The sequence below is a fragment of the Chryseobacterium sp. HMWF035 genome (assembly GCF_003094695.1).
Taxonomy (GTDB): Bacteria; Bacteroidota; Bacteroidia; order Flavobacteriales; family Weeksellaceae; genus Chryseobacterium; species Chryseobacterium gambrini.
Window position 1 is genome coordinate 1 of sequence record NZ_QEHP01000001.1, and the last position, 23,915, is coordinate 23,915.

Here is a 23,915-nt window from a genome sequence, read left to right on the forward strand (position 1 = left end):
ATTGTACATAGATATATTATTACAGATATCAAAACTTTTACACTATATAAAATAGCATTTGCCTACGAAAAAATGTCAGAAAAAATAAGATTAATACTTAGAAAAATAGAAGCTGAACAGTTCACAAAAAAAGTGGGATATCATAGTATTAAAAATCCACATTGTAATACTGATGAAAGTAATGCTCTGTTATTAAAATCGATGGTAAATGAAAAGCATTTTTTAGATCATTTTTACAGATATTTAGAATAAGTTGATTGAATGTAATCCAATTTTGAATTAATACGATAATTATCTATCTTTGTTATAATAAACAATTCAACAGGGGAATTTTAAAGATGCTAACTTTAAAAATTACCCGTAATGGAAAATTGTTTTTTTTGCTCTGGATGGAGACCTGTTTTTGTAAGAGCTTATACTAGAATACGTTTTGGACGTCTAGAATATGTGATTCAACATTGCAGATCGAGGCCTGGACAACACAGATTTAAGCAAGGTTTTTAACCTTGCTTATTTTTTATATATTCTTTTAATTACACTTATTAGCAATTAATAGTCAATGTATAGATTTTGATAAACTCACTCATGAAGAACATAAATATGCAAAACTTCATTCTAAACATATTGATTTATAATTTTATATAAGCTTGGACAAATTCTGTTTTGACCAGTGAAGTCGAAGGTTATGAATTTCACAAAAAGAAGCATATCATAATCAATTCTGAAGAAGTTGTGATCTATTTTGAAGTATAAAGAATTTATAACGGGAATTAATTTCAGTGAAAATACTGAACAGGAATTTTCGAACGGTTTTTATTTTTGTTTTTATGGAAATCCGTAAAAAAGTAAATATGCAGTTTTCTATATTTGAAAACCTTTTATAAATTATTTAAACAATATTCAAAAATAGTAATACGATAATGCCAAAAAATTATAACCAACTTACAGAGTCTGTTCGTAATAGAATAAATCCAGAACACAAAGCATTAACAAAAACATTTAGTGATGAATTATCAACTATTTCTTACAGTGATGTTCTGGTATTTATCAGAACTGCGATGAAAGGGGTGGAACCAGAGTATACACAAAAAAGTAAAGATGCAGGGGAAAGAGTAAAAGACCATTTACTAAAGGGGCTATCACAAGTAAGTTTTAGATACCAAGGGTCTGTAATGACAAACACCCATATAAAAGCATATAGTGATATTGACTTATTGACTATTTCCGAAAAATTTTATCAAGTTGATAATTATACTGTAAGGAAGATATTAGAAAATACAGAAGAAAGAATTAAGTATTTCTCTTCATCTATCGACAAGATGGAGAAAGAAATCAATGTGTCATCATATCAAGGTAATGTTCTTGAAGACTTACGATATAATAGATTGAAGAGTGAAGAAATTCTTTCTGATGTATATAGCATTTGTGACAATACCAAACCAAAATCAATAAAGGTAAAGAATCTAAGTCTTAATAGAGAAGTCGATATTGTTATTGCAAACTGGTACGATGATGTAACTTCAATTATTAATGATAAAGGAGAATATAGGGGAATTCAAATTTATAATAAAGAGAAACATCAAAGAGAAAATGCGGATTATCCTTTCTTAAGCATCAAGAGAATTAATGATCGAAGTACTGAAACTAATGGCAGGCTAAAAAAAATGATACGTTTTATAAAAAATATTAAGGTTTTATCTAATAATGAAATTAAGCTTTCCAGCTTTGATATTAATGCAATCTGTTATGATATCGAAGTTTCAAAATATCAAAATCTTTCTTTCTATGAGCTCGTACCCATTTTATATCTTCAAATCAAAAGTATTTGCGAAAATAAATCACATTCGGATAATATAATTTCCGTAGACGGACGTGAATATATTTTTAGATATAATTCTGATAAACTTGAGAATTTAAAACTAATATTGAATGAAATCCAGTCGATTTTCGTAGACTTACACATAAACGTACTATCAAAATGATTAAAAAAAAACTATTTATCGGCTCATCATCTGAAGAGTTAAAAATTGCAGAACTTGTAAAAGAAGTCTTATCAGAAAACTTTGATGTAACAATTTGGAATGATAATGTATGGGATACTTCTGTTTTTAAAATAAATCAAAATTTCTTAGCTGATTTATTGAAAGCATCTTTACAATATGATTATGGTATATTAATAGGTACAAAAGACGATAATGTAATGTTTCGTGGAGTTGAAATGCTTCAACCAAGAGATAATGTGCTATTTGAATTAGGATTATTTACAGGAAGATTAGGAACATCGAAATGTGCATTTCTTATTGATAAAGAAATTAAATTACCTTCTGACTTTAATGGTTTGACACTTGCCAGATTTGATTCAAGTGATACTACAAGCATTATTAATAGCACAAAGTCAATAAAAGATTTGTTTTTGGCTAGCGGCGATGATGAAATTAATTTTTTCCCATCAGCAACACTAGCTTCGGTCTATTATGAAAATTTAATTGTACCTATTTGCCGTTTTATTATTGATAATAATGGATTTTCAAAAGACAATGAACACTATCAAAAGTGTAAACTAAATATTATTGTTCCTGAAAAAATTAATCAAGACGTAAATTTACAATTTGAAAGACTAAAAGGTATGTTTACCACAGAAAATGTATCATTTAAGTATTCTGGTCGGCCAAGGCAAATTAGTGTAGATACTCAAATAAAAAATGATACTCTAGAATTTATTGATTTTCCAACAATAATAACAGGAATCAATTATGCAATATCAAATCTATTACCCAATGATTTTAATAAGCAAAGTCCAGATTACAATTCAATCTTAGATAGAGAGCTAAGAAGATTTATTACTACTTTAAAGATGTTGTTGATTAGAGGAGGTTTTGATGAAATGGTAAATGTTAAAAGAGATTCCGAATTGTAATATTGCATAAATTACTACTGAAAGTAAACTTCATTAATCTAAAATAAATTCTTTACATAATGGCGACACTAGATAATGGCGATAAAAATTTTGAACAAATAGTAAATGAAATAACTACAGGACAAATTAAGATTCCCCAATTTCAAAGAAAATTTGTTTGGGATGTAAAATCTTCTGCAAAACTTATTGATAGTATAATTAAGGGATTTCCAATAGGAACATTTATATATTGGAGAACAAATGAAGAGCTAAGATCGGTAAGAAACATTGGCAATCTTTCTCTTCCAACTCAAAACAAAGGTGAATTTGTAAATTATGTTTTAGATGGACAGCAAAGAATTACTTCATTCTTTGCGGCAGTTAAAGGTGTTTCTATAAAGCGTGACGATGGTAAAATAGATGACTATTCAAAAATTTTTATAGATTTAGAATGTGATTCTGATAATGATATTGTCATAACAGATGTTGGCGAAAGAGCTGATAAAACATTTATAAGGTTGGCAGATCTTATGAGAACTGATTTTGCTTTTTTAGCAAGTTTTCCAAATGATAAACAACCTCTATTAACTAAATATCGTCAAATATTGGAAGGATATAATTTTAGAGGTGTAAACTTGAAAAATGCAGACATTAACGTTGCAACTGAAGTTTTTACCCGTCTAAATGTAGGAGGGAAAGAGCTCACATTATTTGAAATAATGGTAGCTAAAACATACGATGCAAATAGAAAATTTGATTTGTCAGAAAAATATGAAGAATTAAAGAAAGAACTATCAGCAGTAAATTACGAAACTATTTCTTCTTCAACTGTTTTACAGGTTGTATCAATGCTTATAGCAAAAGACGTTACTAGGAAACAAATCTTAAAGCTCGATAAGAATGAATTTATTGATTATTGGACTTCTGCTACCGATTCAATAAAAATGACAGTTGATTTTTTCAGAAATTATGGAATAGCAGTATCTAGACTATTGCCATATAATGCTTTGATTGTTCCATTTAGCTATTACTTTTATAAGCATAAAGTTACGCCATCGGGGAATATGTTAAAGATGTTAGAAGATTTTTTTTGGAGATGCTCCTTAGGTTTCAGATATTCAAATGGTGTAGAAGGTAAACTTGCACAAGATATAGATAAAATTGATAAGATAATTAGTGGTGAACTTCCTACTTATGAATGGAATACGAACATTGACAAAGAGAATTTACTAAATATAGGTTATTTCAGTACTGGTCGAAGCTTAATAAAAGCTATACTTTGCTTATATTCTATGAATAATCCAAGGTCATTTAATAATAATTTGAGCGTAAGAATTGATAATTCTTGGCTCAAAGTTTCAACAAGTAAAAATTACCATCATTTTTTCCCTAAGGCATATATGAGAAAAAATTTTCCACACATCTCTAATAACTTAGTTAATCATATATTCAACATCACTATTGTAGATGATTATTTAAATAAAAGACAAATTAAGGCCAAAGCACCTGCAGAATACATCAATGAGTTTATAAAATCTAACAGCGAGATAGATAAATCACTAGAAAGTCATCTGATATTTGATAAAGATGAATTTGGAGTAATGAGTAACGATTTTGAAACATTTATTGATAAAAGAGCAACTGCTGTCTGCGATCAATTACAGTTAAAATTAATTAGTCAAACAACAGGAAATGAAGTCCAGACAGAAAATGATAATGAGTTAGAGGAGGAACTTGAACTAAGTGATGATATTTAGAATTTAGCCAATACTTAATACGACAATTATATTCAATTGAAGAACTTAAGTGATTTTGTATTGGCTAATTCAACTAGTCTGATAATCCAAATTTATTATTTAAAAGTTTTCTTTAAAATAGCCATGTCATCACTCACTTTTTTATCCAGGATCTTTGCATAATGCTGTGTCGTTTTGATATTTGTATGCCCAAGCATTTTACTCACACTTTCAATGGGAACACCATTGGACAACGTAACAGTAGTAGCAAACGTATGCCTTGCAATATGAAACGTTAAATCCTTATTGATTCCACATACACTCGCAATTTCTTTTAGATAAGAATTCATTTTCTGATTGCTGAGAACAGGAAACAGAATATCCGAATTGACACATTGCGGATGATTTTCATACTTTAAAACCAGCTCCTGAGCCACAGGCAATAACGGAACTCTGGTTGAGGTATCGGTCTTTTGACGATGAGTAAAAATCCATTGGTCTCCATCAATCCCGACGTTGATGTTAGATTTTGACAATTGCTTTACATCCACATAAGCCAATCCGGTGTAGCAGCTAAATAGAAAAATGTCCCGAACTTGATTCAATCGGTCTGATGTAAATTCCTTTTCGTAGATCATCTGAATTTCTTCTTTGGTAAGATAAGGACGTTCCACAGCTTTTATTTTTGCTTTATAGCCGAGAAAAGGATCTTTGGTGATCCAACCGTGCGCCATACACAAACGAATGATCTTTTTGAAATTTTTGAGGTATTTCACAGCGGTATTGTTTGCGCATTTACGGACACTACGTAGCCAGAAATCATAATCACTGACAAAACCGTGATCGATTTGCGTGATATCAATATCAGAAACTTTGTATTTCCAATAAATGAATTCCTGGGTATGCTTTAAAGATGTTTTGTAACGTTCCAGTGTTCCGGGAGCAAAATCCTGACCGACCAAAGCTTCCACTTTGTCATTATGCTCCTGGAATATGGGAATGAGCATTCTTTTCTCAATATCCGTTCCAAGCAGTTTAGATTTTAAACTCTCTGCACTAACAACAATTTCTTCTTTCAGCATTAAAAAGTGGAAATCATATACTTGCTGTTCTAAAGTTTTAAGATAAGAGTTCAGTGTCTTAATTTCTTGGCTATTACCTATAGCTTTCTGTGCTTTATTATCCCACTTCTTAGGGTCGATATACCTTTTAGCCGCAATCTCTGCTGCCTTGCCATCTATTGTGATTCGTAAATAGATAGGAGCGGTTCCGTTTGTTCTGATTTTATTCTTTTTGATGTAGAATAAAAGGTTGAATGTTTTGTTCATTGTGTGATAACTTTAATGGTTTAATAATTTACTAATAGTTACCACTTTTTGCAAGATGTTCAATCGTTAGACTGCCTATTGGTCAGGCTTTCCAAAGATTTCAGTGACCTATTTTGATATTTTCTTGATCGGTCACTGAATAGGTCACTTTTATTATGGTCTTTTTTGTTTTATTTTAATACTGCGCTAAAACAAAAAACGCTGTAAACATTGATGTTTACAGCGTTTTAGCTTATTTTGGTTTCCCAACTGGCGGAGAGTGAGGGATTCGAACCCCCGGACCTGTTACAGTCAACAGTTTTCAAGACTGCCGCAATCGACCACTCTGCCAACTCTCCAGAAACTCCGATTAGATCGTCGTTTTCAGTGGTGCAAATATAGAACGTTTTTGAATTCTGACAAAATATTTTAAAATAAATTTTAACAAAAATTAATAATGAACTAAAAATCAGATGAATTATTTTAAAAAACCTTGCAATTAGGGCTGTGTAAAAATATTTGTCTGTATTGTTAACAAAAAAAAACGCATCCCGAAAGATGCGTTTCATATTTTAATATCTAATCTGAAGATTAATGCAATTCTGCAAGATACTTCTCTGCATCCATGGCTGCCATACAACCGCTTCCTGCCGCTGTAATCGCCTGTCTGTAGATGTGATCCTGAACATCTCCCGCTGCAAAAACTCCCGGAAGATTTGTTCTTGAAGAACCTTTTTCTGTTACAATATATCCGTTTTCATCCAGATCAATCTGTCCCACGAAAATATCCGTATTCGGTTTGTGACCTATAGCAATAAAGATTCCGTGAACATCAATTGTAGATTTTTCCTGAGTCTGATTATTGATGACCACTGCTCTTTCTACAAGGTTATTTTCTCCTTCAATTCCAATTAACTCGTGGTGGAATTTCACTTCAATATTGGGCGTATTATTCACTCTGTGAATCATTGCTTTGGAAGCTCTGAATTCATCTTTTCTTACCAACATGGTTACTTTGTTCACCAGCTTTGCAAGATAAGTAGCTTCTTCCGCTGCGGTATCTCCTGCTCCTACTACCACAACATCTTTTCCTCTGTAGAAAAATCCGTCACATGTAGCACACGCGGAAACTCCTCCTCCATTATATTTTTTTTCGTCATCAAGACCTAAATATTTCGCAGTAGCTCCGGTAGAAATAATCACAGTTCTAGCAAAAATTTCTTTATTTCCTGCGTACAGTTTATGAACTCCTCCTACTTCTTTTGAAAATTCAACTTTAGTAATCATTTCATAATGTACTTTTGTTTCGAATCTTTCAGCCTGCTTCTGCAAATCCATCATCATTTCAGGACCTGTAATTCCGTTCGGATATCCCGGAAAGTTGTCGACTTCAGTAGTTGTAGTCAATTGTCCGCCCGGCTCCAGACCTGTGTACAGTTCAGGTTTTAAGTCTGCTCTTGCTGCATAAATTGCCGCTGTGAAACCAGAAGGTCCAGATCCAACGATCACACAATCTAAAATATTTTGCTCCATATTCTGCTTTTCAAAAAAATTTAAAATTTCCGAGTGCTAATTTCGGAAATTTTACTGTTTATTTAAAGTTATTTTAATGATAGTTGTCAATATCTAATATGTTGAATTTCGATAGTAGCTGTTAGATGTTGGCTGTCAGATGATGGTAAAATTAAGGTCAATCAACAAACAACAATTATCAAAATCATACTTTCATCTTAATTTTATCGACATTTATAATTTTGTAAACCAATTCTTTAATCAGTTCGGCTTCGCTCATATTTACTGCGCCCAATCCTTTTCCTTTCATATCGAATTCTCTTAAAATTGAAATGACTCTGGTTGCATGTTTTAAAGGATATAATCTTGCCGACTCTGCATAATCTTTTATAAAATAAGGATTCACTCCCATTTGTACAGCAATTGTCTGAGGCGGCTGACCAATCATGGTGTTGTAAATAATAACATTGGAAAAGTAATTGTATAAACTTGCCAACATCATGACAAAGGGATTGTTTTTAGGGTTTTTGCCCATAAAATGTGCAATTTTAAATGCTGCGTTGGCGTTTTTTGTTCCTAAAGCTTTCTGTAATTCAAAAACATTGTATTCTTTGCTGATTCCGATGTGGTTTTCGATGATGGTTCCGTCTAAAATTTCACCTTCTTTCAGGATAATTTTCAGTTTATTCAGCTCATTGGCAATTCTTGAAAGGTCGTTTCCTAAATATTCCGCTAAAAGATGTGAGATATTCGGAGCTGTTTTTATTTTTAGTGCGGCACATTCGTCTGCAATCCATTTGGGAAGGTTGTTTTCGCGGATTGATTCGCTTAAAAATAATGCTTTCGCTTTTTCTAACGATTTGGTGACTTTCTTTCGGCTGTCTAATTTTTTGTGTTTGTGCGCAAAAACCAGAACGGTGGACGGAACAGGATTCTGAACGTACATTTCCAAAGCATTGCTTTCGCTTTCAGCGAGTCTTAAATCCTGTGCTTCTTTTACAATGATTACCTGTTTGTCGCCCATCATGGGAAACTGTCTCGCCAAAGAGAGAACTTCCTGATAAGTGGTATCTTTGCCATACACTACGGTCTGGTTGAATGCTTTTTCATCTTCCGTCAGAAAGTCGTGTTCGAGAGCTTTTACAGCAAGATCTATAAAATAGGGTTCTTCTCCGTGAAAAAAATAAATCGGTAAAACTTCTTTATTTTTAATATTTTTGAGGATTAAATCTAATTCTTTCATCTTATAAATGGAACTTCCAAAACTGAATTTTCAGGAAACTTTTGATTTTAAATTCAAGAAAGACAAAGATAAGTTTTTTATTTATGATTTGGTTCGTAAAACTTACCTTTTGTTGACTCCTGAAGAGTGGGTACGCCAACACTGGATCCATTATTATCTTACGGTAAAATCCTACTCTGCTTCTGCATTAATTACGGAAAAAAAGATTGTTTTAAATGGTTTAACGAAGAGAGTTGATCTTTTAATTACCGAAAAAACACAGCCTAAAATTTTAATTGAATGCAAAGCTCCCCAAATTAAATTAACGGAGAAAACTTTTGAACAAACCGCAAGATATAATTCTGTAATCGGAGCGAAAGAGATTGTTCTAACGAATGGTTTGCAGCACATTCATGCGTATTATGAGAATGAGCAGTATCTGTTTTATAAGCCGGAGTGAGATTGAGGGTAAGGTTAAGGTTGATAGAGGTTAAATTGGTTGTGAAAAATTAAATGAAATTATATTTTTATTGGTTCTGAGTTATTTTTAGTAATTTAAGCTTTGGATTTATTTTCAATAATTAAAAATACGATGGTAGGTCAATATGAAAGGATCCGGACAGGAAAATCTTAACTTTTGGGATAAATAACTGAAGTTCAAAATTTTTATTGATTAAATCTTAATAATGATTGGCTGAATTTGGCAGAAGTATTGATGGTATTGTTGCAGTATTGATAAAACAGACCGATATTTAGCCCCGATTGAGCGGCGTGTCTGAGCTCTTTTCTTGATTTCGGCGGTGGCGAAGCCACCGCCGAAATCAAGAAAAAGCGAGTAGCGAAAGCGGGAAACAGCTTCTAAAAAAAATTAAATTACAAAATATGATACGTTCACTTTTATTGTCTTCGTTTTTAATGACTTCGGTGACTTTTTTTGGTCAGAATCTGAAACCTGTCGCTTATCAGGACGGCGCGCAGAAACTTAATGGATTGGTAACTTCCAATGCGGGGAAAAAACTTCCCGGAGTTCTGATTCTTCCTGCGTGGAAAGGAATTGATGATGAAGCGAAAACGGCTGCTGCCGAACTTGAAAAACAAGGATACGTTGCTTTTATTGCAGATATTTATGGGGAGGGAAATATTCCGACCAATATGGATACGGCTGCGAAAAATTCGGGATATTACAAGAAAAATTATGAAGCGTACCAGAAAAGGATTTCACTTGCGTTGGAACAATTGAAAAAAAACGGGGCAATTCCTGAAAAAATTGCGGTTATCGGCTATTGTTTCGGAGGAACCGGAGCTTTGGAATCAGCGAGGGGAAATCTTCCTGTGGTGGGCGTTGTTTCTATCCACGGAAGCATCGGAAAGGATCAGGCGAGAAAAAACGGACCGATTTCAACAAAAATTTTGGTGGAAAATCCTGCCGATGACAGAGGGGTAAGTCCGGAGGATTACAATAATCTGGTGAAGGAAATGAATGATGGAAATGCGGACTGGCAAATCATCACGTATGCACATTCCAAACATACTTTTACCGATCCGAAATCGCCGGATTATAATGAAGTGATGGCAAAAAGAGCGTGGAACCACACGCTGATGTTTTTGAAAGAGCTACTGAAATAGTTATAATCCTTATAAAAAACGACCTCCAATTTTAGAGGTCGTTTTCTTTATAGTTCGCTTGTCGTGTTACAGTCAGAACACCAGAAATATTCGGTTTCTTTATCTTTAAGCTTTGTTTTTGTTTTCTTTCCGCAGTTTTCGCAGATGCATTCCTCACTTTCGTTTTCCTTTGCTTCATAATCACAATTGAAACAGCTCCAAACCGTTACATGAGACTTTCCGTTGATAAACCACGTAAAGGTATTTTCTTTACATTTCGGACAAATTTGCAGCGCCATACTTTTATTCTTATTCTTCCCTGTTTACAAGATCCATAGAAAAAGCAGGAAGACAGATGGCAACATATTCACATTCTTCTGAAAACGGATTGCTGTATCGCACTCTTGCTCCTTTTTCTATTAAAATACTTTGTCCTTTTTCTAAGACAACAATTTCGCCGTCAATTTCAAATTGTTTTTTTCCTGAAATAATTAAGGTAAATTCATCAAATTCGGGAGTCTGATGCGGCTCGCTCCAGTTGGGCGGTGCAACCATGTGTGCAATAGAAATATTGGAATTTCCTGTTGAATTTCCCCAATGTTCTTCAATGAGTTTCCCGTCTGTGGTAGGAACAACGAATGGGGACTGCTGAATTTTATATTTCTTCATTTTATTTATTTTTTTATTTTTTTGAACACTAAGTAAACCAAGTTTTTTATTAGTGATCGCTTTTTAGTTTCACAAAGCCGTTTCACTTATAAAAACTAACGCAGATCAATAAGATCTGAATTGTTAAACCATAGGATGTTAAAACTTAATAGTTATAACAATCGCAAAGGCGCGAAATATTCATTAAATATTGTCTTATCTTAAGGCGCAAAGATTTTATCTGCGATAAAATTAAGCATTAATCCTTATTGAAAATCTTTGATTTTCTTGCGCCTTAAAAATTTGAGATAAATAAAAATCTTGCGTCTTTGCATTTTCCAACAAGAATATTTTTATTAAAAAAATTTAAACAAACTCCATATGTGAAATCTGCAAAAAAAAAATTAAACCCAATGGCTTTCTTTTCTGATTTCGTATACAAAGTTAGTTCTGGTCGGTTCTCCGAAATACGCGACTTCCTGCTCTGCGATTTTCTTTCCGCCCAGTCTTTCCAAAGCAATCTGGGAACGGTAATTTTCTTTCCCAATATGAAAATGAACCACGTCTACAAACTGAAAAATATAATCGAGCATTAATTTTTTAATCTGCGGATTGATTCCTTTTCCCCAAGATTTTGTTCCGTAAAACGTGTAGCCGATAAAAATACTGTTCTTTGCTTCATCATAATCATAAAAACGACTGCTTCCTAAAACTGCTCCTGTTTCTTTCTCAATAATTTTAAAGGCGCCTTTGCTTTCTATTGCTCCTCTGAAAAAATTTTCAAAGACTTCTCTTCGGTAGCGGTCTTTATTGGGATGCTGTTCCCAGACTTTAGGATCGGAAGCCACTTCGTATAAAGACTCAAAATCCCCTTGTTGCAAGGGGATTAACTGATATTTTTCGTTTTCTAAAACAGTCTGAATAGAAAAGTTCATGTTTAGCCTTTTGATTTTGCTGCGTCAGATTCTATCTTTTTGATTTCCTTCAACTTGTCTGCAATTTTACTTACGGCTTCCGGACTTGAAGGTTTTAAAGCGACTTCTGCCTGAGACATGTCCCATTTCAACACGAGATTTGCAGAGTTTTCGCCGGTAGGATTCAGAGTAATTTCGAACCATTCCTGCTTATCTGCTAATTTATTAACCGGAACGGTAACGTCTACAACGTCCTGTTTTGCATCATATGTATAGGCTCCCCATTGCTGGAAATCTTTGTTCAAGATCACTTTCCATTCTTTTTCTGTCGGAACGATGAATAATCCGTATGTTCCGGCAGGAACAATTTTTCCGCCGAAGTTCACAGACTGTCCGAAGGTAATTTTAGTAGACGAGTTGGCTCCCGCTCTCCAAACTTGTCCGTAAGGAACCAGTTCTCCGAAGATTTTACGTCCTTTTACCCCCGGTCTTCCGTAATCGATCGTGATTTTAGACATTGAAAACTGCTGCTCTACTTTCTGGCGCGGACTTGCTGCCGGTACAGAATAATCCTGCGCAAAACTGAAAACTGAAGCTGATATACAAATCGCAAATAATAACTTTTTCACTTTTTTAAATTTTGCCTAAAATTACGAAATTGAATATAAAAATCATTTTCTGCCATGATAAAATTTGTTAAAAAAGCCTTTTCCACTCTTTGTTTAAATAGGCTTTTTATTGTTTCAACAGGTTTTAAATTTAACCATAAAAGAAACTAAAGATATTTTATAGAGCTATTTTCAGAATAATCAAAAGTTTAGATAAGTTTCAATTGTTAATGAAAATTAATTCGGCATTGCTTTCCATTTATGCAGAACGGAAGTATACAGATACATAAAGATGAATCCGCAGGCTAAAATAATATAGCTGAGATTGAATCCTAATGTTTTGATAATTGTCGGACAGTCATAAGACATGATATTGATCTGTTCACAGCTTTCTTCCTGATGGATATTAATGATAAAAAAGATCAGCAATACAAAAAGTACAAAACCATTTAAAGAGATATTGATAAGGATTGAAGCGATAAGTTTTTTAAGGCTTTTCATCATCACAATCGGAAGGAGTAAAATAGCCAGTCCTATGAAAAAAACAAAATAGGAAACAAAAAATTCAATTCCGTTTCTTCCGCTCGAAGCAGAAAATAACACTGTTACCAGAACAACTGCCAAAAATAAAACGCCTGCACTAATCACGCTGAAAAGAAGAGATTTAAGCCCTGTTATTCTGAAGCTGAAAATAATGGTAGCAAGGAAAAATGCGATCCAGATATAAATATGAATATTCTCTGAAAAGAAATCCGTAGATTTTATAAGATCCACATTATTCAGAAGATTCTGAAGATTGTCTGAATAATAGTAGTAATCTGTGGTGTTATTCTTAAAATATTCCGCCGGAGAAAGCTGATTATCAATATCCGGATTAAAGTCTCTGATCTGAACGGAATCATTTACCACTTCACCGTCAACCACTGCAGCCGCAGAATCTGTAACAGTTTTAGTGTATATATAATTTCCGTCTTCATCCATTGGCACATTATTTACATCATATTCTTCATCCGGAAGAGGTTTGTATTTTTTAATAAAATATCTTACGTTGAAATCATTGGGATGATAGATCACTTTCACCCAGCTTTTTGAATCTAGGTTATTGTTTATTCCGAATTTCTTCGAAATATCAAGAAAACTTTTTAGCAGCTTTTCAATTTCAACAGGATTTTTTTTATTCAGCAGATCCGTTGTAAATCTGTTGATTTCGAATCTCTTCTTTTTATAAGAGTCTTTAATCGTCTGATTATATCCGTCATAAAGCTCTTCACCGGAATATTGCATCCTCAAATAATCCTTTCCTGAATAATCATCACTATAAAATACATCAGAAAAATTATAATACGTTAAATCCGTGGTATTGATGTAAGGTGACATATCCACTACATCTTTCTTGAAATAGTATGTTTTAGAACCTTTTTTATTTTCTTCATACGCCAGATTCTTTTCGGTTTCACCTGATGGGAAAAGGAAATCTCCGTATTTATCTTTTTTATAAACGGTTTTTGAATATAAGTTATAGAACTGATAAACTCTGTTATAGTACACAAAATATTTCTGATTCCGGTCTATTTTATTGATGTCGGTCTCGCAATACAGATCGTAAAACTTTGGAAAAGTTCTGTTATCCAAAGTATAATGCTCAAGATCCTGAGAAAGAAAAGCATTGGCTTTATTAATAACGTTGATGTTTTCTGTCATTTCCTGATCGGGATATTTGTTTTTGATAAACAATTTAAAACCCGTCATATAAGAAAAATAAAAAGTAGTACCTGCAAAAATAATAATGAAGTACTGAACAAACTGCAGGAACAATTTCCCTTTTGAAGAAGGATAAAAGTTTTTGAATGCGTTATTTTTAAACATCATAATCAGCCATCCCACCATCATGAGAACGGAAATAATGAGGTGGATAAAAATCATTCCTTCACGAAAATAATCATCTTTTACATTCATTTTCTGTAAAGAGACCGGATCTGCGTGAGAAATATAACCTACGATAAAAAAGAAAATATGAAGAACTGCACTCGCCAAAAGCATCCATACAATTCTGGTATTCCAGACCGTCGGATATTTTTCGAGCAGATATTGATTGATTTTATTTATTTTTTGCATTTTTTGTTGAATTTGAGAAAATTAGCTTACGAAAAATCTTCTGGTTGAAGAAGAAATATTACGGATGTACACCACATTCATTCTGGCATTTCCGAGCGCGGACATCACCGTATGAAACTCTGTATCTGCTGAAAAATGAGCAACATACACTCCCCCGTTGAAATTCAGTTTTTCAAGAGGGAAGCCTTCAAATGCTTTCAATAAATCTTCTCTGGAATTTGTGGTATCAATTTCGATAATCAGTCCGTCGTTTTCTTCATTTACCAATTCAGAATTGTCTTTGTACTGTCCGTTTTTCAGGAATATGACTTTGTCTGATATTTTCTCTACTTCGTAAAGCTGCTGTGAACTCAAAATCAATGCAATAGGATTGTTAACCGAATTTGCAATCGATTTTAAATCTTCCAGAATAACCTGCTGCGCCAAAACATCCAGATTGGCAAGAGGTTCATCCAGTAATAAAATTTCCGGTTTTCTGAGCAGTGTTCTGGCTAATTCAAAACGCATTTTGTAGCCTGAAGAAAGTTCGCTCCACTTCAGATGTTTGTAATTCCAAAGTCCGAGACGGGCGATCATCATTAAAGTTCGTGTTTCGTTTTCTTCCGGTTTCACGCCGTAATTTGCCAATACAAATTTCAGGTTGTCCTTTAAACTTCCGTACCATTTTGCCGTTCTCTGCGGAATGTAAACCAGCTTTGTACGGAGATCGTATTCATTTTTAGGCTCTTCATTGAAAGAATAATTCAGCTCTCCTTCGTTGTGGGAAATTTCCTTTGCCAGAATTCTGAGTAACGTTGTTTTTCCGTTTCCGTTTTCGCCTACCAAACCGTAAACCTGTCCTTTATTCATTTCCACAGAAACAGGACCCAGCGAAAAGCGGTTGCTTCCGTAGGACTTTAAAATATTTCTGGCTCTCAGTACAGATTTTTCCAGTGATTGTTCTTTTACCGGAATTTTTTCTATTTTCTGAAGAAGATTTTTTGATTTTTCGATGAGCTCATCCGTGTACGAAGGAAACTGTTCTTTCCAGTCAGTTAATGCGACAGCTTCTTTGTAGATCTCCATATTCTGAGTATCCATTGCACAGTCCAGTAATTTTCTAAATCCTAAAACAGTATCTTTATTGTCGAAAAAATGATAGACTTCGGCTACTCTTTTCTGATGTTTCGTCATTTGGTTTCAGAGTTATTAATTTTTAGGTTTTAAAGATATAAAATTTCTTTTCCCCACAATTCTTTTGGCTCAAATAAAAACTAATTTTATTTTTATGTAAAATTAGAATCAGATGTTCAAAATAATTTCATCGCTTTTGTTATTATCTTTTTTATCAACCATTCAGGCTCAGGAAATCATTCCGTTCAGAATTACAAAGCATAACAACATCATTGTTAAAACTTTAGTAAATGACAAAGATTCTCTGGATCTGATGTTTCAGATTGCTATGGAAGATGCGTCCATTTCTCCGGACCGGAAAAGAAATGCAGATCATATTATTTTTAAAGATGAAATAAGCAACGGAAATACGATAAAAATCGGCAAAAAGAAATATGAAAATATTAGATTTTTCGATAATGAACTGACCGGTCATGAAGCAGACGGAAAAATCGGAACCGGAATTTTTAAAGGAAAAATTTTTAAGATCGATTATGATAACAGCAGATTTGTAGTGTATGATAAAATGCCGGATTTAAAGGGTTATCAGTCAGTTCCATTACTTTTAAAAAATGAACAGCTTTTTATTCCTGCGAACAGTATCATTGAAAAGCAAAATGTAGAAGCTTATTTTCTTCTTCAATCCGGATATTCCGGTGGGATTCTCTACAGCAATGAATTTGCAGATGGCAAAGAACTCGACAAAAAGCTAAAAGTAACCGGCGAAAAAACATTGAAGAACTCATCCGGACAAAGCGTTATCACCAAAAACGGAATTTTGCCTGTTCTTAAAATCGGAAATTTTATTTTGAAAGATGTTTCAGCAGGATTTTTCGCAGGCGAGCTTAAAATTCAGAAATCCAGCTATTTCGGAGCAGATTTATTGAGGAGGTTCAACTGGATTTTTGATGCGGAAAGAAAGAAGGTTTATATTAAACCGAGTAAATATTTTAAGAAAACTTATTATAAAATGAATTGAGTAATATTTTATAAATTTGTTTAAAACAAAAAAGATGGAATCTGCTACATTAAAAAATATCAATGAAATTCTGAAAGATGCCCCTGAAAATATTTTGGAGAGGGTTTTAGGCTATATAGAAGGAATTTTAGATGATGAAAAATCTGAATTCAAGCTTTCGGATGAACAAAAAAAGAGTCTTCAAAAAATAAAAGAAAGATCCTACCAACAACATACTGAAATTGATACTTTTCTTAATGAAATGAATTCTAAATATTATAATTATAGTGAATAATAAACAGAGCAGATAATTTTTCTTTCAAAATCTTAAAATTTTATTGATTCAAATCTTTCTCCAACTTTTCCATATACTGCGACCATGCACCAGAACACCCACCAAAACATTCAAATTGTGGGATCAAGCCTTCATGCGTGAAAACAACTTTTGTTTTATCGGCTTCTTTGAAAATCTCAAAACAAATTTTTGTTCCGGTCCACTCGTCCATTTTGTTTACGAATGTGAGTTTGCTTTCTATCACTTCCCAAACAATTTTTTCGTAAGGATTTACTTCTATAAGTCGTTGAACGGTGTGATGAACTCCATCTCCGGCATCAAAAATAAATTCATCATTCAGATTTTCAGATCTTCCGGTAATGATTTCATGATGCAGATCAATCCACCAGTTTCGGGGATTGATTAAAGTACTGAAGATTTCTTCAGGGGATTTTGAAGTGGTGAACGTGTAAGAGAAATTTTGTGCTGACATCGTTTTGTGTTTTTATGAATTTTCAAAATCATATATTTTTCTCAAAGTAGTTTTATCTGCAATCACATTAAAAGCTATATCTCCATTAAATTCATGATAACCAAAAATATAGCTTTTTGATTTATCAATAACTTTAATTCCGTTAAATTTTTCTATTTTTTCAGAATTTTGCAATTCGGAAAAACCAAATGTAGTGATAAAATCACTCAATTTTTCGGCTTTTATGGAGACTGATTTTGCAAAGGGATCTGAAAGATATTTCTTATTAAAATCCACATCAACAGATAAAGTCTGAGGAAAATGACCGCCTGTTTCGGTATAAAAGAATTTGAGCTTTCCACATTTTTTACATTTCCACAAATCGGCTCCGTTCATCGGATAAGAGCCTAAAAAAATTTCTGAATCATCTGAAGATTTAAATTGCAGATAACTTAAATATCCAAATTTACCGTCATAGACCTCAAAAATCTTTTCATAATCTATTAAAATATTGTGCTTACATTGAACATCTTTTATCGGATATTCAGCAAAAAATTCATTAATATTTTCCAAAACAAGTGAATCGGAAGCATTATCTAAATTTTTATTTTCACTGCTATTCTTTAAAATTGACGTTATTATTTTTTTTAACATCCCATTTTGTGATTATAGAAAATGATTAGCGAACTACCTATTTTTTTGATGAAATTTGAACTAAAAATTGAAAAAAAAGTTTTTACGAATATATATCACAAAGTTTTCAAAATTCAGACATTACATTAGTCTTTTCCTCATATACTTTTACGGAATGTAATACTACCTTTTTTGAGTTCTACTTGTTTATATCTAAAATGATCAATATACCCAAAGTACCATTCTTTGTTTTCATAAACAAATGTCATAGGCTGTGGCAGAAGAGGTCTGTAATGATTTCCAACCTGAGGATATTTATAACTTACACCGATAAGCAATTCATCTCCATCTTCAGGATTGTAGTCAAAATCAAATTCAGCATTATTATTCAGAGCTTCCATAACAAATTCAGCAGTAAGGTCTTGATCAAGTTTTTCTGAAGGTCTAATAATCTGCCCCATAATTCTACGCTTTTCTTCAAATGTTAATTCCCGGACAGTTTTTTCTAATTTCCAATAATAAATCTGCTTATTATATTCTTCTTTATTGTCAAATATTTTAAACGATTCTATTTCTAAGTTTAGAATACTATTTAATTCTTGTTCGTTACAGGTGCAAAAAATTATATATTTTTTATTCTCACACATAGTTTTAGATTATGCTATAAAAATCTAATTTAGACATTCTTATTATTAAAACAAAAAACCTAACAGGTTTTAAAAACCTGTTAGGTTTGATTTATATCATCCGTTAATAATCTAAAAATTACATCGTCTCCATTTTGAAACTCATGCTTTCGATAACTTTCAGGATCGCTTCTACTGTATCCATGGATGTTAAACAAGGTACGCCGTTTTCTACGCTCATTCTTCTGATCTGGAAACCGTCTCTTTCCGACTGTTTTCCTTTCGTCATGGTGTTGACAACGTACTGTACTTTTCCTTTCTGGATCAGGTCGATCAGGTTGACACTCTCCTCCCCGATTTTATATCCTATTTTGCATGGAATTCCTTTTTCCTCAAAGAATTTCGCTGTTCCTTCCGTTGCCCAGATTCTGAAACCAACTTCGTGGAATCTTGCTGCCAGATCAGCTGCTTCCTGCTTGTGTTTATCTGCAACCGTGAACAAAATTGAGCCGTGCATCGGAACTTTTCTTCCTGCCGCAACCAATCCTTTGTATAAAGCTTTCTCCAGAGTGGTGTCTTTCCCCATAACCTCTCCTGTAGACTTCATTTCAGGTCCTAAAGAGATATCTACTTTCGTTAATTTTGAGAAAGAGAACACCGGAACTTTTACGAAAACCCCTTCTTTATTGGGAACCAGTCCGCTTTCGTAGCCTAAATCTTTCAGTTTCTGTCCCAAAATTGCTTTTGTAGCCAGATTTGCCATCGGAACATCGGTAATTTTAGATAAGAAAGGAACGGTTCTCGATGATCTTGGGTTTACTTCGATCACATACACGTTTCCTTCGAAAAGAACATACTGGATGTTCATTAATCCGATCACATTTAATCCTTTCGCTAATCTTTTGGTGTAATCAACCAAAGTTTCGATTTCGCTTGGTGAAATATTCTGTGGAGGATACACTGCAATCGAGTCTCCGGAGTGAACTCCCGCTCTTTCGATGTGCTCCATAATTCCCGGAATGATTACTGTTTCACCGTCACAGATCGCATCAATTTCCACTTCTTTTCCCACCATGTATTTGTCGACCAAAACAGGGTGTTCTGGGCTTGCTTCCACTGCATTTTCCATGTAGTGCGCCAGTTCTGTTTCCGTGTACACGATTTCCATTGCTCTTCCTCCTAAAACGTAGCTCGGACGAACCAACACCGGATAACCGATTTCGTTGGCAATTTTTATCGCTTCTTCTTTTGAAACCGATGTTTTTCCTAAAGGCTGCGGAATCTGCATTTCCTGAAGCGCTTTTTCGAACTTGTCTCTGTTTTCCGCTCTGTCCAGATCTTCCAGGGAAGTTCCCAGAATCTGAACTCCGTGAGCGGCTAATTTATCTGCCAAATTGATGGCTGTCTGTCCTCCGAACTGTACGACCACTCCTTTTGGTTTTTCCAGCTCGATGATGTTCATTACATCTTCTTCCGTTAAAGGTTCGAAGTATAGTTTATCTGAAATCGAGAAGTCTGTAGAAACGGTTTCCGGATTATTGTTGATGATAATCGCTTCGTAGCCCATTTCTTTGATTGCCCAAACCGAATGAACCGTTGCGTAATCAAACTCAACTCCCTGTCCGATTCTGATGGGTCCTGAACCAAGAACGATGATTTTTTCTTTATCTGAAACCACAGATTCATTTTCTTCTTCGTAAGTTCCGTAGAAATAAGGGGTTTCAGATTCGAATTCCGCAGCGCAGGTATCTACCATTTTGTACACCGGCATTACTCCGTTTTCTTTTCTGAAGTTGAACACTTCACGCTCCGTCACGTTCCAAAGAACTGAAATATTTACATCTGCAAAACCTAGTTTTTTGGCTTCCAGTAAAATTTCTTTACTGAATTTATTTTCTGCGATTGTCTTTTCGAAATCAATCAGTTTTTTGATTTTCCAGATGAAGAATTTATCGATTTTGCTCCATTCTACGATCTGTTCCCAGTCGTACCCTCTTCTTAAAGCATCTCCGATGATGAATAATCTTTCGTCATCACAAACTCTGATTCTTCTTTCAATTTCTTCAGCCGTTAAAGCTGCTGCCTGCTTGGTTTTTAAACCAATATGTTTAATTCCTGTTTCCAGAGAACGGATGGCTTTCTGTAAAGATTCTTCGAAATTTCTTCCGATTGCCATTACTTCACCCGTAGCTTTCATCTGGGTTGATAATCTTCTGTCCGCTGTTTCGAATTTATCGAAAGGGAATCTTGGAAATTTAGTGACTACATAATCCAAAGCCGGCTCGAAACAAGCGTATGTTTTTCCTGTTACCGGATTCATGATTTCATCCAGTGTTAAACCTACCGCAATCTTCGCAGCGATTTTTGCAATCGGATAACCTGTTGCTTTTGATGCTAAAGCGGATGATCTCGAAACTCTTGGGTTTACTTCGATGATATAGTAATCGAATGAATGCGGGTCTAAAGCCAACTGTACGTTACATCCTCCTTCAATTCCTAATGCTCTGATGATTTTCAGTGAAGCGTTTCTCAACAACTGGTATTCCCTGTCTGAAAGCGTCTGAGAAGGCGCCACAACGATTGAATCTCCTGTGTGAACTCCAACCGGATCTATATTTTCCATGTTACAAACCACAATGGCGTTGTCGTTTGCATCACGCATTACTTCGTATTCTATTTCTTTGAATCCTGCGATTGATTTTTCAATCAGACATTGTGTTACGGGACTGTGTTTCAATCCTAATTCAGCAATTTCTTTAAGTTCAGTTTCATTGGAAGCGATACCTCCTCCTGTTCCACCCATAGTGAAAGCCGGACGAACAATAACAGGATACCCGATTCTGTCGGCAAAATTTAATGCTCCTTCTACTGTGTTTACGATATCAGATTCCGGAACGGGTTCGTTCAGTTCTCTCATCAGTTCACGGAAAAGGTCTCTGTCTTCCGCTCTGTTGATGGCTGAAAGTTTTGTTCCCAACACCTCAACTTTGCATTCTTCCAAAATTCCTGATTTTTCCAGTTCTACCGCCATATTCAGTCCAGTTTGTCCTCCAAGCGTTGGTAAAAGTGCATCGGGACGTTCTTTTCTGATGATGTGACTTACAAACTGAAGTGAAATCGGCTCGATGTATACTTTATCTGCGATTTCAACATCCGTCATAATGGTTGCAGGGTTTGAATTAATCAAAATTACTTTGTAGCCTTCTTCTTTTAAAGATAAGCAAGCCTGCGTTCCTGCGTAATCAAATTCCGCCGCCTGACCGATAATGATAGGACCTGAACCGATTACTAAAATTGTTTTTATGTCGTTTCTTTTCATTTTTCTTCTTTTTTTATTATCCCACGGATTTCATCCGTGGCTATTTTTGTTGAACCATCTCATGGTTCTTTTGCTTTTGGGAAGCCACGAAGTGGCTGAATTTTAATAGCCGTAGGTGAAACCTATGGATTGGGAATTTTAATCCCATTCGGACAACCCATAAAATGGGTTGAACATAATTTACCAAAGATATTTTTCATCAAATTCAACTCCATGAGATTTTAGCAAGTTTTTATATTCATCTTCAAAAGATTCAGTTTTATGATGTTCCTTTTGATTTTTAATATAATTAACGATGATATCCTTTTCTCTCTCTGAATAAGTGAACGCTCCGTAACCACTTTGCCATTCTTCAAAATCAGGGAATAAACCGCTTTGCTTTATCCATAAATTGCTTGAAACCTTTATATCTTTTACAAAACTGCTTAATGAAACTGATGGATGTAGATCTGTAAATAAATGAATATGATCCGGCATTCCATTAATTCTATAAAGTTTACAGTTTTTATTTTTAACAATTCCCCAAATGTATTTATATAATTCATCCTCATGCTCAATACTCAATACAGGTTTTCTGTACTTCGTACTAAATACAATCTGATAGTATATTTGGCGAAATGTTGACATTTCTTATTTATTCTTGAAGTTTTCCATTAATTCAATAAACTCATCGAACAAATAATTTGCATCTTCAGGACCCGGACTTGCTTCAGGGTGATACTGAACGGAGAAACAAGGGTGAATTTTATGTTTCAGACCTTCGTTTGTTCTGTCGTTCAGTGCGATGTGTGTTTCTATTAAGTCTGTATTTTTTAAACTTTCCTGATCTACTGCGTAACCGTGGTTCTGAGAAGTGATCGCTACTTTGTTTTTCTCTAAATCCAACACCGGATGGTTTCCACCTCTGTGTCCGAATTTTAATTTGAAGGTTTTTGCGCCACAAGCCAAACCAATTAACTGGTGTCCTAAACAGATTCCGAAAATCGGAACTTTTCCTAAAATTCCTCTGATCATTTCTAAAGCCTGTTGATTATCTTCAGGATCTCCGGGACCATTAGAAAGCATCACTCCGTCCGGATTCATCAGTAAGATTTCTTCTGCGGTTACGTTCTGAGAAACGACTGTGATATCGCAGTTTCTTTGGGATAATTCTCTGATAATTCCTAATTTGGAACCAAAATCTACCAATACTACTTTTAGGCCTCTTCCCGGATTTGCATAAGGTGTTTTTGTGGAAACCTGCTCTACCTGATTGGTTGGGAAGCTGGTTGATTTTAATTCTGAAACTACTGTGCTTTCATCGGCATCAGCGTTTACGATTTTTCCTTTCACCACTCCGTGGTTACGAAGAATTCTTGTCAGTCTTCTGGTATCGATTCCTGAAATTCCTGAAAGGTTTTTCTTTTTAAATAATTCATCTAAAGTAATCTGAGTACGGAAATTGGATGGCAGATCACAAAGTTCTTTTACGATAAGACCTTTGATTGCCGGTTCAATACTCTCATAATCATCTCTATTAATTCCATAGTTTCCGATAAGCGGATAGGTCATGCAAACAATCTGACCGCAATAAGACGGATCAGAGATCAATTCCTGATATCCTGTCATTCCGGTATTGAAAACCACCTCTCCTGCAGTTTCCAATTCTGCTCCGAAACCTTCTCCGTGAAACACTTCACCGGACTCCAGTATTAATTTTTTCTTCATTTTCTTTATTTAGATTTTCTTTTTTATTAACAGGTCGCCTCTACGAGGCTTGGATAATCTTTAGCTTTTTTGTTTCCAAGGGTTTTACCCATGGCTATTAACAGATCGCCCTTTTAGGGCTTTGATTATCTTCTTTTTCTTATTTCCATGGGTTTTACCCACGGCTATTAACAGATCGCCCTTTCAGGGCTTTGGTCATCATCTTTTTTTC

General features: G+C 34.3%; 23 protein-coding genes and 1 tRNA gene. 8 read left to right on the forward strand and 16 right to left on the reverse strand.

Features of this window, described 5'->3' with window-relative positions; translation table 11 throughout:
• The 4 genes from DD829_RS00005 to DD829_RS00020 form a co-directional block, all read left to right on the forward strand.
• The coding region (locus DD829_RS00005) for a hypothetical protein (protein ID WP_228408088.1) at positions 1 to 252 on the forward strand (252 nt) is incomplete at its 5' end.
• Positions 253 to 920: 668 nt separating this feature from the next.
• A complete protein-coding gene (locus DD829_RS00010) occupies positions 921 to 1,982 on the forward strand; it encodes a hypothetical protein (RefSeq protein ID WP_116547405.1) in 1,062 nt (353 codons plus the stop codon).
• Complete coding sequence (locus tag DD829_RS00015) at positions 1,979 to 2,917, forward strand: STING domain-containing protein (protein ID WP_116547406.1); 939 nt, start codon at positions 1,979 to 1,981, stop codon at positions 2,915 to 2,917. Before DD829_RS00010 ends, DD829_RS00015 begins: the two co-directional genes overlap by 4 nt.
• 59 nt (positions 2,918 to 2,976) lie before the next feature.
• Positions 2,977 to 4,653 carry a DUF262 domain-containing protein gene (locus DD829_RS00020; protein ID WP_116547407.1) on the forward strand — a complete coding sequence of 559 codons (1,677 nt, stop codon included), beginning with the start codon at positions 2,977 to 2,979 and terminating at the stop codon, positions 4,651 to 4,653.
• Between the two features lie 95 nt (positions 4,654 to 4,748).
• Here the strand turns inward: DD829_RS00020 and DD829_RS00025 are convergent, their stop codons facing one another.
• The 4 genes from DD829_RS00025 to holA form a co-directional block, all read right to left on the reverse strand.
• Entirely contained in the window at positions 4,749 to 5,960 is a 1,212-nt protein-coding gene (locus DD829_RS00025; protein ID WP_108409521.1) for a site-specific integrase, read from the reverse strand.
• Positions 5,961 to 6,210: 250 nt separating this feature from the next.
• Positions 6,211 to 6,298, reverse strand: a tRNA-Ser gene (locus DD829_RS00030).
• 232 nt (positions 6,299 to 6,530) lie between these two features.
• Positions 6,531 to 7,472, reverse strand: a complete 942-nt coding sequence (gene trxB, locus DD829_RS00035; RefSeq protein ID WP_108409520.1) for a thioredoxin-disulfide reductase — start codon at positions 7,470 to 7,472, stop codon at positions 6,531 to 6,533.
• Positions 7,473 to 7,656: 184 nt separating this feature from the next.
• Positions 7,657 to 8,694: a DNA polymerase III subunit delta gene (gene holA, locus DD829_RS00040; RefSeq protein WP_108409519.1), complete on the reverse strand. Its 1,038-nt coding sequence runs from the start codon at positions 8,692 to 8,694 to the stop codon at positions 7,657 to 7,659.
• A 7-nt stretch (positions 8,695 to 8,701) separates the two neighbouring features.
• On the opposite strand from holA, the gene DD829_RS00045 reads away from it, so the two are divergent.
• Both DD829_RS00045 and DD829_RS00050 read left to right on the forward strand, forming a co-directional pair.
• Positions 8,702 to 9,133: a type I restriction enzyme HsdR N-terminal domain-containing protein gene (locus DD829_RS00045; protein ID WP_116547408.1), complete on the forward strand. Its 432-nt coding sequence runs from the start codon at positions 8,702 to 8,704 to the stop codon at positions 9,131 to 9,133.
• Positions 9,134 to 9,555: 422 nt separating this feature from the next.
• Complete coding sequence (locus DD829_RS00050; RefSeq protein ID WP_108411171.1) at positions 9,556 to 10,299, forward strand: dienelactone hydrolase family protein; 744 nt, start codon at positions 9,556 to 9,558, stop codon at positions 10,297 to 10,299.
• A gap of 47 nt (positions 10,300 to 10,346) precedes the next feature.
• Here the strand turns inward: DD829_RS00050 and DD829_RS00055 are convergent, their stop codons facing one another.
• The 6 genes from DD829_RS00055 to DD829_RS00080 form a co-directional block, all read right to left on the reverse strand.
• Entirely contained in the window at positions 10,347 to 10,577 is a 231-nt protein-coding gene (locus DD829_RS00055) for a hypothetical protein (RefSeq protein ID WP_108411170.1), read from the reverse strand.
• 10 nt (positions 10,578 to 10,587) lie between these two features.
• Entirely contained in the window at positions 10,588 to 10,947 is a 360-nt protein-coding gene (locus DD829_RS00060; RefSeq protein WP_076393650.1) for a cupin domain-containing protein, read from the reverse strand.
• Positions 10,948 to 11,330: 383 nt separating this feature from the next.
• A complete protein-coding gene (locus DD829_RS00065) occupies positions 11,331 to 11,861 on the reverse strand; it encodes a GNAT family N-acetyltransferase (protein WP_108411169.1) in 531 nt (176 codons plus the stop codon).
• Between the two features lie 2 nt (positions 11,862 to 11,863).
• Positions 11,864 to 12,469, reverse strand: coding sequence for a DUF2911 domain-containing protein (locus DD829_RS00070; RefSeq protein WP_108411168.1), 606 nt, complete (start codon positions 12,467 to 12,469; stop codon positions 11,864 to 11,866).
• A gap of 216 nt (positions 12,470 to 12,685) precedes the next feature.
• Entirely contained in the window at positions 12,686 to 14,563 is a 1,878-nt protein-coding gene (locus tag DD829_RS00075) for a hypothetical protein (protein ID WP_116547409.1), read from the reverse strand.
• 21 nt (positions 14,564 to 14,584) lie between these two features.
• Positions 14,585 to 15,736: an ATP-binding cassette domain-containing protein gene (locus tag DD829_RS00080; RefSeq protein ID WP_108411685.1), complete on the reverse strand. Its 1,152-nt coding sequence runs from the start codon at positions 15,734 to 15,736 to the stop codon at positions 14,585 to 14,587.
• Between the two features lie 112 nt (positions 15,737 to 15,848).
• On the opposite strand from DD829_RS00080, the gene DD829_RS00085 reads away from it, so the two are divergent.
• Positions 15,849 to 16,694 (forward strand): hypothetical protein, encoded by an 846-nt coding sequence (locus tag DD829_RS00085; RefSeq protein ID WP_116547410.1) that lies wholly within the window; start codon positions 15,849 to 15,851, stop codon positions 16,692 to 16,694.
• A 34-nt stretch (positions 16,695 to 16,728) separates the two neighbouring features.
• A complete protein-coding gene (locus tag DD829_RS00090; RefSeq protein ID WP_116547411.1) occupies positions 16,729 to 16,968 on the forward strand; it encodes a hypothetical protein in 240 nt (79 codons plus the stop codon).
• Positions 16,969 to 17,008: 40 nt separating this feature from the next.
• Here the strand turns inward: DD829_RS00090 and DD829_RS00095 are convergent, their stop codons facing one another.
• The 6 genes from DD829_RS00095 to DD829_RS00120 form a co-directional block, all read right to left on the reverse strand.
• Positions 17,009 to 17,440: an SRPBCC family protein gene (locus DD829_RS00095; protein WP_116547412.1), complete on the reverse strand. Its 432-nt coding sequence runs from the start codon at positions 17,438 to 17,440 to the stop codon at positions 17,009 to 17,011.
• A 12-nt stretch (positions 17,441 to 17,452) separates the two neighbouring features.
• Positions 17,453 to 18,073 carry a hypothetical protein gene (locus DD829_RS00100; RefSeq protein ID WP_116547413.1) on the reverse strand — a complete coding sequence of 207 codons (621 nt, stop codon included), beginning with the start codon at positions 18,071 to 18,073 and terminating at the stop codon, positions 17,453 to 17,455.
• A 137-nt stretch (positions 18,074 to 18,210) separates the two neighbouring features.
• Positions 18,211 to 18,699 carry a hypothetical protein gene (locus tag DD829_RS00105; RefSeq protein ID WP_116547414.1) on the reverse strand — a complete coding sequence of 163 codons (489 nt, stop codon included), beginning with the start codon at positions 18,697 to 18,699 and terminating at the stop codon, positions 18,211 to 18,213.
• A 118-nt stretch (positions 18,700 to 18,817) separates the two neighbouring features.
• The gene (gene carB / locus DD829_RS00110) at positions 18,818 to 21,997 is read right to left on the reverse strand and encodes a carbamoyl-phosphate synthase large subunit (protein WP_108409345.1); all 3,180 of its coding nucleotides are present in this window, start codon (positions 21,995 to 21,997) and stop codon (positions 18,818 to 18,820) included.
• A 180-nt stretch (positions 21,998 to 22,177) separates the two neighbouring features.
• Positions 22,178 to 22,624: an IS200/IS605 family transposase gene (gene tnpA / locus DD829_RS00115; RefSeq protein WP_116547415.1), complete on the reverse strand. Its 447-nt coding sequence runs from the start codon at positions 22,622 to 22,624 to the stop codon at positions 22,178 to 22,180.
• Positions 22,625 to 22,627: 3 nt separating this feature from the next.
• Positions 22,628 to 23,704: a carbamoyl phosphate synthase small subunit gene (locus DD829_RS00120; protein ID WP_108408628.1), complete on the reverse strand. Its 1,077-nt coding sequence runs from the start codon at positions 23,702 to 23,704 to the stop codon at positions 22,628 to 22,630.
• Positions 23,705 to 23,915: the final 211 nt, after the last annotated feature.

Coding starts and splice junctions, on each gene's coding strand:
- DD829_RS00075 (WP_116547409.1), bottom strand. CDS start 14,563: ATGCAAAAAATAAATAAAATCAATCAATATCTGCTCGAAAAATATCCG.
- DD829_RS00060 (WP_076393650.1), bottom strand. CDS start 10,947: ATGAAGAAATATAAAATTCAGCAGTCCCCATTCGTTGTTCCTACCACA.
- DD829_RS00105 (WP_116547414.1), bottom strand. CDS start 18,699: ATGTGTGAGAATAAAAAATATATAATTTTTTGCACCTGTAACGAACAA.
- DD829_RS00020 (WP_116547407.1), top strand. CDS start 2,977: ATGGCGACACTAGATAATGGCGATAAAAATTTTGAACAAATAGTAAAT.
- DD829_RS00050 (WP_108411171.1), top strand. CDS start 9,556: ATGATACGTTCACTTTTATTGTCTTCGTTTTTAATGACTTCGGTGACT.
- DD829_RS00065 (WP_108411169.1), bottom strand. CDS start 11,861: ATGAACTTTTCTATTCAGACTGTTTTAGAAAACGAAAAATATCAGTTA.
- DD829_RS00080 (WP_108411685.1), bottom strand. CDS start 15,736: ATGACGAAACATCAGAAAAGAGTAGCCGAAGTCTATCATTTTTTCGAC.
- DD829_RS00045 (WP_116547408.1), top strand. CDS start 8,702: ATGGAACTTCCAAAACTGAATTTTCAGGAAACTTTTGATTTTAAATTC.
- DD829_RS00100 (WP_116547413.1), bottom strand. CDS start 18,073: ATGTTAAAAAAAATAATAACGTCAATTTTAAAGAATAGCAGTGAAAAT.
- DD829_RS00015 (WP_116547406.1), top strand. CDS start 1,979: ATGATTAAAAAAAAACTATTTATCGGCTCATCATCTGAAGAGTTAAAA.
- holA (WP_108409519.1), bottom strand. CDS start 8,694: ATGAAAGAATTAGATTTAATCCTCAAAAATATTAAAAATAAAGAAGTT.
- tnpA (WP_116547415.1), bottom strand. CDS start 22,624: ATGTCAACATTTCGCCAAATATACTATCAGATTGTATTTAGTACGAAG.
- trxB (WP_108409520.1), bottom strand. CDS start 7,472: ATGGAGCAAAATATTTTAGATTGTGTGATCGTTGGATCTGGACCTTCT.
- DD829_RS00090 (WP_116547411.1), top strand. CDS start 16,729: ATGGAATCTGCTACATTAAAAAATATCAATGAAATTCTGAAAGATGCC.
- carB (WP_108409345.1), bottom strand. CDS start 21,997: ATGAAAAGAAACGACATAAAAACAATTTTAGTAATCGGTTCAGGTCCT.
- DD829_RS00085 (WP_116547410.1), top strand. CDS start 15,849: ATGTTCAAAATAATTTCATCGCTTTTGTTATTATCTTTTTTATCAACC.
- DD829_RS00055 (WP_108411170.1), bottom strand. CDS start 10,577: ATGGCGCTGCAAATTTGTCCGAAATGTAAAGAAAATACCTTTACGTGG.
- DD829_RS00025 (WP_108409521.1), bottom strand. CDS start 5,960: ATGAACAAAACATTCAACCTTTTATTCTACATCAAAAAGAATAAAATC.
- DD829_RS00120 (WP_108408628.1), bottom strand. CDS start 23,704: ATGAAGAAAAAATTAATACTGGAGTCCGGTGAAGTGTTTCACGGAGAA.
- DD829_RS00010 (WP_116547405.1), top strand. CDS start 921: ATGCCAAAAAATTATAACCAACTTACAGAGTCTGTTCGTAATAGAATA.
- DD829_RS00095 (WP_116547412.1), bottom strand. CDS start 17,440: ATGTCAGCACAAAATTTCTCTTACACGTTCACCACTTCAAAATCCCCT.